Origin of the sequence: Zhongshania sp. (assembly GCF_041623545.1) — a bacterium.
In the GTDB taxonomy this organism is placed as follows: domain Bacteria; phylum Pseudomonadota; class Gammaproteobacteria; order Pseudomonadales; family Spongiibacteraceae; genus Spongiibacter.
Genome location: NZ_JBFJWS010000147.1, coordinates 1 through 7,869, shown reverse-complemented (window position 1 = coordinate 7,869; position 7,869 = coordinate 1). Strand labels below are relative to the sequence as shown.

7 protein-coding genes and 1 pseudogene are annotated in these 7,869 nt (G+C 53.2%); 1 reads left to right on the top strand and 7 read right to left on the bottom strand.

Annotation, left to right across the window (positions count from 1 at the left end):
- The 6 genes and pseudogenes from ABYT30_RS12635 to ABYT30_RS12610 form a co-directional block, all read right to left on the bottom strand.
- Positions 1-539: pseudogene (locus ABYT30_RS12635) on the bottom strand (aspartate carbamoyltransferase); the annotation flags it as partial.
- 18 nt (positions 540-557) lie between these two features.
- A complete protein-coding gene (locus ABYT30_RS12630) occupies positions 558-2,363 on the bottom strand; it encodes an ABC transporter transmembrane domain-containing protein (protein ID WP_373083340.1) in 1,806 nt (601 codons plus the stop codon).
- 38 nt (positions 2,364-2,401) lie between these two features.
- Positions 2,402-2,680: a GIY-YIG nuclease family protein gene (locus ABYT30_RS12625; protein ID WP_373096784.1), complete on the bottom strand. Its 279-nt coding sequence runs from the start codon at positions 2,678-2,680 to the stop codon at positions 2,402-2,404.
- Positions 2,677-4,116 (bottom strand): exodeoxyribonuclease I, encoded by a 1,440-nt coding sequence (sbcB, locus tag ABYT30_RS12620; protein WP_373096782.1) that lies wholly within the window; start codon positions 4,114-4,116, stop codon positions 2,677-2,679. The genes ABYT30_RS12625 and sbcB overlap by 4 nt, the downstream gene beginning before the upstream one ends.
- A gap of 108 nt (positions 4,117-4,224) precedes the next feature.
- Positions 4,225-5,739: a fumarate hydratase gene (locus ABYT30_RS12615; protein ID WP_373096780.1), complete on the bottom strand. Its 1,515-nt coding sequence runs from the start codon at positions 5,737-5,739 to the stop codon at positions 4,225-4,227.
- Between the two features lie 121 nt (positions 5,740-5,860).
- Positions 5,861-6,649 (bottom strand): hypothetical protein, encoded by a 789-nt coding sequence (locus tag ABYT30_RS12610; RefSeq protein WP_373096778.1) that lies wholly within the window; start codon positions 6,647-6,649, stop codon positions 5,861-5,863.
- 235 nt (positions 6,650-6,884) lie between these two features.
- Between ABYT30_RS12610 and ABYT30_RS12605 the strand changes: the two genes are divergently transcribed.
- Positions 6,885-7,538, top strand: a complete 654-nt coding sequence (locus ABYT30_RS12605; protein ID WP_373083490.1) for a urate hydroxylase PuuD — start codon at positions 6,885-6,887, stop codon at positions 7,536-7,538.
- A 72-nt stretch (positions 7,539-7,610) separates the two neighbouring features.
- Here ABYT30_RS12605 and ABYT30_RS12600 read toward each other — a convergent pair.
- The coding region (locus tag ABYT30_RS12600; RefSeq protein WP_373096777.1) for a CoA-binding protein at positions 7,611-7,869 on the bottom strand (259 nt) is incomplete at its 5' end.

Below are 7,869 nucleotides of genomic sequence, written 5' to 3'. Positions count from 1 at the left end.
TTACACAGCGAATGCACCGTGCGGCCGTATTTTAAATCGCCGATCATCGCAATACGCAGGCCATCGAGATCACTGCGCCCTTGATGCTGCAATTCTTTGCGAATGGTATAGAGATCCAATAGCGCCTGACTGGGGTGTTCGTTGGCGCCGTCGCCACCGTTCATCACCGGCACTCGACTGGCCGCGGCAAACTCCGCCACCGAACCGGAAACGGGGTGGCGCATAACAATAACATCGCTATAGCCGCTAAGGACCCGCGCAGTATCGTAGAGTGACTCGCCCTTGGCGATCGCCGAGGTCTCAAAGCCGGTGGTTTCCCGAACTTCGCCACCCAGCAAATTAAAGGCGCAACCAAAGCTCACCCGGGTTCGAGTAGAGGGTTCGAAAAACATATTGCCAAGAATGGCGCCATCGAGGACCTTGGTCACCCGCTGCCGGTGAGCGTAGGGCTCCATGCGGTCAGCAACTTCAAACACGCGCTCGATATCACTGCGCTCAAACTGACTAATAGAGAGGATATGACTACCTGAAAATTTCAAAGATTCTCTCCGCGTAAATTACACTGCTGCCAACTCTTCGGCGCTGCTACTGCCTTCATCAAACTGCAAGCTCGCCCACCGGGCGTAGAGTGGTGAGCTTTGTAAAAGTTCGGCGTGATTACCGGTATCAACCAATTTGCCATGATCAAGCACCGCAATAATATCCACATCCACGACTGTCGCAAGACGATGGGCAATCACAATAGTGGTACGCCCCTTCATAAGTAATTCAAGGGCCTGCTGAACCTGATACTCGCTTTCGGCATCCAAGGCACTGGTGGCCTCGTCGAGCAATAATAATGTCGGATCCGCCAAGATAGCTCGCGCTATTGCCACTCGCTGACGCTGACCACCGGACAGGCGAATACCACCCTCGCCGACAAAGCTGTCGTAGCCTTCGCTTAGGCGCTCAATAAACTCATGGGCATAGGCTTTGCGCGCCGCCGCCTCAATTTCTGCCATGGTCGCATCGGGCTTACCGTAGCGAATATTGTCAGCAACCGTACCGGTGAACAAAACCGGCTGCTGGGGCACAATGGCGATTTGTGAACGCAAATCATCTAAGCTCAGGTCGCGGATATCAATGCCGTCAAAGCGAATTGCACCGCCCTGTACGTCATAAAATCGCAGCACTAAATCAACCAGAGTGGACTTACCCGCACCAGAGCTACCTACTAAAGCTAAACTGCTGCCTGGTTTAATATCTAAACTCAAATTATCGATAGCCTGTTGCTCAGGCCGCGATGGGTAACTAAAACAAACATTTTCAAATTGCAGATGCCCTCTCGGAGCCGCTGGCAAGGCGATAGGCGTCGCCGAGGAAGGCACCAAGTTTTCTGCAGCCAACAACTCCAACAACCGCTCGGTAGCGCCGGCGGCGCGCTGCAAATCACCGTAGACCTCCGAAATCGCACCCACCGAGGCCGCCACCATCACCGCATAAAAGATAAACGCGGCCAATTCGCCACCGCTGATTTTTCCCGCCAAGACATCTAGGCCACCGACCCACAGCATCGCGGTCACGGCGCCAAGCACGAGGGTGATAACGATGGTCGTTAACCACGCGCGTTGATTAATCCGCCCAATAGCAACGCGGAACGCCGATTCAACATGGCCGTCGAAGGCATTGCGGTCCAATTCCTGATGATTAAAAGCCTGCACCATTTTAATATTTTTAACCGACTCACCGACAAAGGTGCCGACCCCAGCAATTTTGTCTTGGCTAGTCCGCGACAGAGCACGCACCCGACGCCCAAACACAATAATCGGCACCACGACCAATGGCACACTGAGCATCACCATGGCGGTCAATTTAGGGTTGGTAATAAAGAGCCATATCACGCCGCCGATGAACATCAGCAAGTTGCGCAGTGCGATGGATACCGAGGAACCGATAACGGTTTGCAATAAAGTCGTATCCGTCGTGATGCGAGACTGGATTTCACCGCTTAGATTGGTTTCAAAATACCCCGGATGCAGGTGCACTACGTGGGCAAAAACCGCTTTGCGCAGGTCCGCGCTGACCCGCTCGCCAATCCAAGACACCAGATAAAAGCGGGTGAATGTGCCTGCCGCCAGCAGCAAAATCAGTACCATGAACAGCAACAAGGCTTCATTCAAGGCCGCCTCAGTCGCATTGCTCGAGAAGCCCTGATCGACCAATAGCCGCAAGCCTTGACCTATGGAAAGGGTAATCGCTGCCGTACACACAAGGGCAATACTGGCGCCAATCATCTGTAAGTAATATGGCCGCAAAAACTGCATCATGGCCTTCAATACGCCGACGTTTGTGCTTTTTGCTCGCTCTGGACCGCTATCAGACATTACCTTCCCCTGTTTATCGGCGGGCATTATCGCTTTAATCAGAGCTCTGGGAAAGCGGCGTTTACCTGAAGGATCAAGCTGTCTTTAGCGCTGCGCTTCATTTTCTTGATTGCCGCCTCACGCTGGGAGGCCTCAGAACGGCTTTCGGCGCTTTCCCGGTAAACAATTGCTTCTGGAGGATCGCCGCGAAAAAACCGTGCGCCTCGCCCACCCTCGCCACAATGCTCTCGAAATCGGCGTTCAGGATCGGTACTGATACCTGTATACAGCTTGCCGCTGCGGCTGCGCACCATATACACCCACCACGGGGAACTCACAAACCTTCCTGCTCCAAGGCATCGGCATACTCGCTTAACTCATTGAGTATCATGGTGTCCGCTGAGGAACTGCGCTCTAGCGCAAGCTCGCCCAAACGTTGACGGAACGCATCAAAACCCAGCTGACCCGGCTCGGGCTGGCGCAGGCGCTGACGACAAAAGGCCAACCACTGCTCGCGCTCAGCCGCCGATAGGGTCATAGGGTAGTTGCGCGCGCGATAGCGCCACAGCAACTCCGGTAAGCGTGGATCCCGGAACGGAAATGCTTGCTTAGCCAGGGCCTCCGGATCACTGCTGCGCACGGTATCCATCATATGGCGATCTTCACTGCCAAAAAAGCCACCGCCGTAGAGCATCACGTCGGGGTCTGTACTCTCTGCAAATTGGCGCCCGCCAAATAAACTTTGCAGCTTAGCCTTTAGATCGCTACTTTTACGAATTCGCTGCCAATTGCGACGACACTGGGCCATATCAAGCTGTAAGCGCTCACATACGGTGTCATCCAGCAATTTGGCGGTAGCCACTATAGGCGCTCGGTTAATATGAATTTCTTTTAGTGGGATACGTTCGGCGCCCTCTGGCAAATCTGCAGTCGCGCTGAATACCCGCGCCGAAATTTCTTCAACCGACAAATCAATCAACGGCTGAGGATCAACACTGAGGTCGTAGACAATAACGCTGTTTTTGTTGTCGGGGTGCAGGGCCAGCGGCATCATCAATGCCGAGCAAAACTTCGACGCAGGCAGGCGACCGGAGACATGCAGTACCGGCACTTGCGTGACCGTATCCAGCATCGCTGCCACAGTGCGCTTGTCCCGCAAGCTCAGCGCGTAGTCAAATAATTTAGGCTGTCGGGCTTTAAGTAATTTTGCCAAATCAATGGTGGCATACACATCGGATAAAGCATCGTGCGCCGACTCGTGGCTTAAGCCATTGGCTGCTGACAGTTCCTCAAGGCGGAAGCTTGGGGTGCCATCTTCTCGCACCGGCCATTCGATGCCATCTGGCCTGAGAGCCCGACACAGACGCGCCACATCAATGAGATCCCAGCGGGAATTGCCGTTTTGCCACTCCCGCGCATAGGGGTCAAAAAAGTTACGATACAAGGTGTAGCGAGTGACTTCATCGTCAAAGCGAATACTGTTGTAGCCCACACCACAAGTACCGGGCTGAGACAGCTCAGCGTGAACAATGGCGATAAATTCCGCCTCGGACACTCCATCTTGCAGGGCTTGCTGAGGGGTAATACCGGTAATTAAACAGGCTTCAGGATGGGGAAGGTAATCTGGGCTGGGTCGACTGAACACCATTAAGGGCTCGTCGATAATATTCAAATCTGCGTCGGTGCGCACCCCAGCAAACTGCACCGGTCGATCACGAGCGGGATTAGCGCCCCAAGTTTCATAATCGTGCCAGTAGAAGGTTTGATTTGCCAAGGTGTGCTCCTATACGCGAAAAGCGCTCACTCGTCGGACGTCGGATGCCTGACGTCGGACGTACAAGCAGACCCCTCTGGCTCTGCGTCAGACGTCCGACCCCCGACCTCAGACGATTTCTATCGTCTGCTCTTCAATCTTAGCCTTCCAGATCTGCGGTCCGATCTTGTGCACGGATTCACCGCGAACATCGACCGCAACGGTCACCGGCATGTCCTCAATAGTGAACTCATAGATCGCTTCCATACCGAGCTCGGGGAAACCAACTACTTCGGACTTTTTAATCGCCTGGGCGACCAAGTATGCCGCGCCACCGACTGCCATCAGGTAAGTAGCACCGAATTCTTTAATGGCATCGATCGCAACATCGCCACGCTCAGATTTACCAATCATGCCCATTAGGCCAGTTTCGGCGAGCATGGTGCGGGTGAATTTATCCATCCGCGTCGCGGTGGTAGGGCCTGCGGGGCCGACTACTTCGTCGCGCACTGGGTCAACAGGTCCAACGTAATAGATGAAGCGACCTTTCAGGTCTACAGGAAGCTCTTCGCCCTTAGCCAGCATATCGACCATTTTCTTGTGGGCAGCATCGCGACCGGTGAGCATTTTGCCGCTTAGTAAAATCGTGTCACCGGGCTTCCAAGTGGCCATTTCTTCTTGGGTAACAGTGTCTAGGTTAACGCGTTTGGCATCGCCGGCTTCGCGGGTCACTTCTGGCCATTCATCCAGAGATGGCGGTGTCAGCGCGGCTGGGCCGCTACCGTCCAAGGTAAAGTGAGCGTGACGGGTCGCAGCGCAGTTAGGAATCATAGCCACGGCTTTATTGGCCGCGTGGGTTGGGAAGTCTTTAACCTTTACATCCAAGACTGTAGTCAAACCACCCAAGCCCTGTGCACCAATACCCAGCTTGTTTACTTTTTCAAACAATTCTAAGCGCAGTTCTTCGGCGCGATTGCTGGCACCGCGCTTTTGCAGATCGTGAATATCAATGGGGTCGAGCAGCGCTTCTTTGGCGATGATCATGGCTTTTTCCGCGGTACCACCAATACCGATACCCAGCATGCCCGGCGGACACCAGCCCGCACCCATAGTCGGCACCATTTTCAGCACCCAGTCGACGACTGAGTCAGACGGGTTAAGCATGGCAAATTTTGATTTTGCCTCAGAGCCGCCGCCCTTGGCTGCAACATGCACATCGACCGTGTTGCCAGGCACGATTTGGTAGTGAATTACGGCGGGGGTATTGTCTTTGGTATTGCTACGGGCACCGTCGGGGTCGTCCAGAATAGAGGCGCGTAGCACGTTGTCTGGCAGATTATAGGCTCGGCGAACACCTTCGTTGACCATATCGCTGACACCCATGGTGCCTTCCCACTGCACATCCATACCAACGGTCAGGAACACAGTAACGATACCGGTATCTTGGCAAATTGGGCGTTTGCCCTCAGCACACATCCGTGAATTAATGAGGATTTGCGCCATGGCGTCTTTAGCCGCAGGGTTTTCTTCACGCTGATAGGCTTCATCCATGGCGCGGATAAAGTCAACGGGGTGATAGTAAGAGATATACTGCAGCGCGTCGGCCACACTCTGAATGAGATCGTCTTGACGAATTACGGTCATCGGAGGACTCCTGAAATGATGGCGACAGCGGCCGGAATGGCGGCAGAGTATACACTAGCTAAAGGGCCGTGGTGTAGTGCACCACGGCCCTTATCACTTAACACCCTACTTGCCCATTTGCTTATCTAGGCGAAGGACTGCCGGAATGATACTGGGACATAGTCTGGCGCATTGCCTCTATATCGCGGTTCACCTGCTTGCGGAAGGCATTGATCGAATCCAGCCAATCATCATTTTGACTAACTCGACGCTCAAGATCCTTAACCCGCGCATCCAGACCGCCACCAGAAGCCACCTGCTTGCCCATATCGAGTAATTGCTTGCGATTCACTTCGGCTTGCGCAATAACGCGGTCGAGTTTACCCGACATAGACGTAAGTGACTCGCGCTCAGCATTATAAGACTTCACAATTTTTGCCAATTGCTCATCGCTGGTCCGCAGTTTCGCTTCAAGCGCGGCAATGCGCTTTTCCGCTTTTTCTAAATTGGCTTTTTGGGTGGTCAAACTGGCGTCGTGCTGGGCGAGCTCCTCTTTCTGCTTTTTCCAAACATTGTCCCACAGCTTGCGCACCTCCGAATCCATTTCTTGGAGCCTTACCTGAGTAGAAGCGCTAGTCTCACTAATACTTTCATCGGCAACGGACAAGCGCTGTTCAAGCAGTTCGATCCTGCCCTGCCCCGATTTCAGCTGCTTTTGGGCGCTGCTCAGCTGATCAAACAAATAGTAGGATGCTCCCGCCAACGCGAGTATCAACACCGTTAGCATAAACATCACAAAACCGCCGCTGCCGCCGCTACTTGGAGGTGGTGGCGGCGCAGCCTGAGTTTTGCGCTGTGACGGTGCCGGCTGGACGATATCGTCTTCGTCGATTGAGAGTGAAATTTTTGGTTCCTGTCTTTCCGTGCTCACGCTTGATAACTCACTCTAATTAGGGGCAGAAAAATCCCATTATGACACTGACCTGACGGGGCTTAAAGCACCACTTCGCGCATTTGAGCAGCAATAGCTACCCAAGTTCCACGGCTTTGCTATACTTCAGGGGTTTTACGCTAACACACTGCAGCGGTAGCTTATACATTGTTACTCGCTTGTGGTGAATACAAAAAAAATTAGACAACGACAAAACGCGAACGAGGATTCTTTAATGGACGCATTTATCTCCCCAGATTTATTACTACGCTGGCTGCATGTTTTATTCGGTATTACCTGGATTGGCTTGCTGTATTATTTTAACTTTGTCCAAACCGAATACTTTAAAGAAGCTGAGCCCGCTGCCAAAGCCGACGCGGTTAAAAAGCTCGCACCACGCGCACTGTGGTGGTTCCGCTGGGGCGCCATGTTCACCTTCCTCACCGGCCTAGGCTTATTGCACTTCACCATGGCTCGTGGCTTAAACGGCTACATCATTATTGGCGCCCTTATGGGTACCCTAATGTTCCTCAACGTATGGCTGATTATTTGGCCAAACCAAAAAATCGTATGTGGCATCGTACCCGGTGACGCAGCCAAAGCAGCTCCAAAAGCTGGCCTCGCCTCGCGGACTAACACACTGTTTTCAGCACCAATGCTGATCGGCATGATGGGTTCTTTCCACGGCGCTGGCGCCGCTGGTGCCGCCGCAGTTAGCAAAGCAGGCACGTCTGTCAGCTTAGGCCTGTGGATTTGCATCGGCTTAATCGCCGCGCTTCAGCTCAATGCCATATTTGGTAAAACTGGCCCAATGACCACCGTTAAAGGTGTTATTCACTGCAGTATTGCGCTCGCCGTAGTGATGGTAGCTCTGCTGCAGTTTGTATAAAACCAACGCAGAAAACAAAAAGGGGAGCCAATGGCTCCCCTTTTTTACGCCTGCCTCAGCCCAAAAACCAAGTTAAAACTGACCGGTACGGAGCAACACCAAAGTACATGCCTCTTCTGTCGCGATCCCCGCTTCATTAAAAGCGGCAAGCATTTCAGCTGATTCAGTGCCCGGATTAAATATCACCCGCCGCGGCGCCAGCGCAATAATTTTAGCAACATCCTTAATCAGCAAGTCTGCGCGCACATAAACCGTCACGGTATCGACCTTAGCTTGCAACTGATCAACAGCGGCCACACAGGGAATTCCCGCCACCTCTGGGTGATATGGA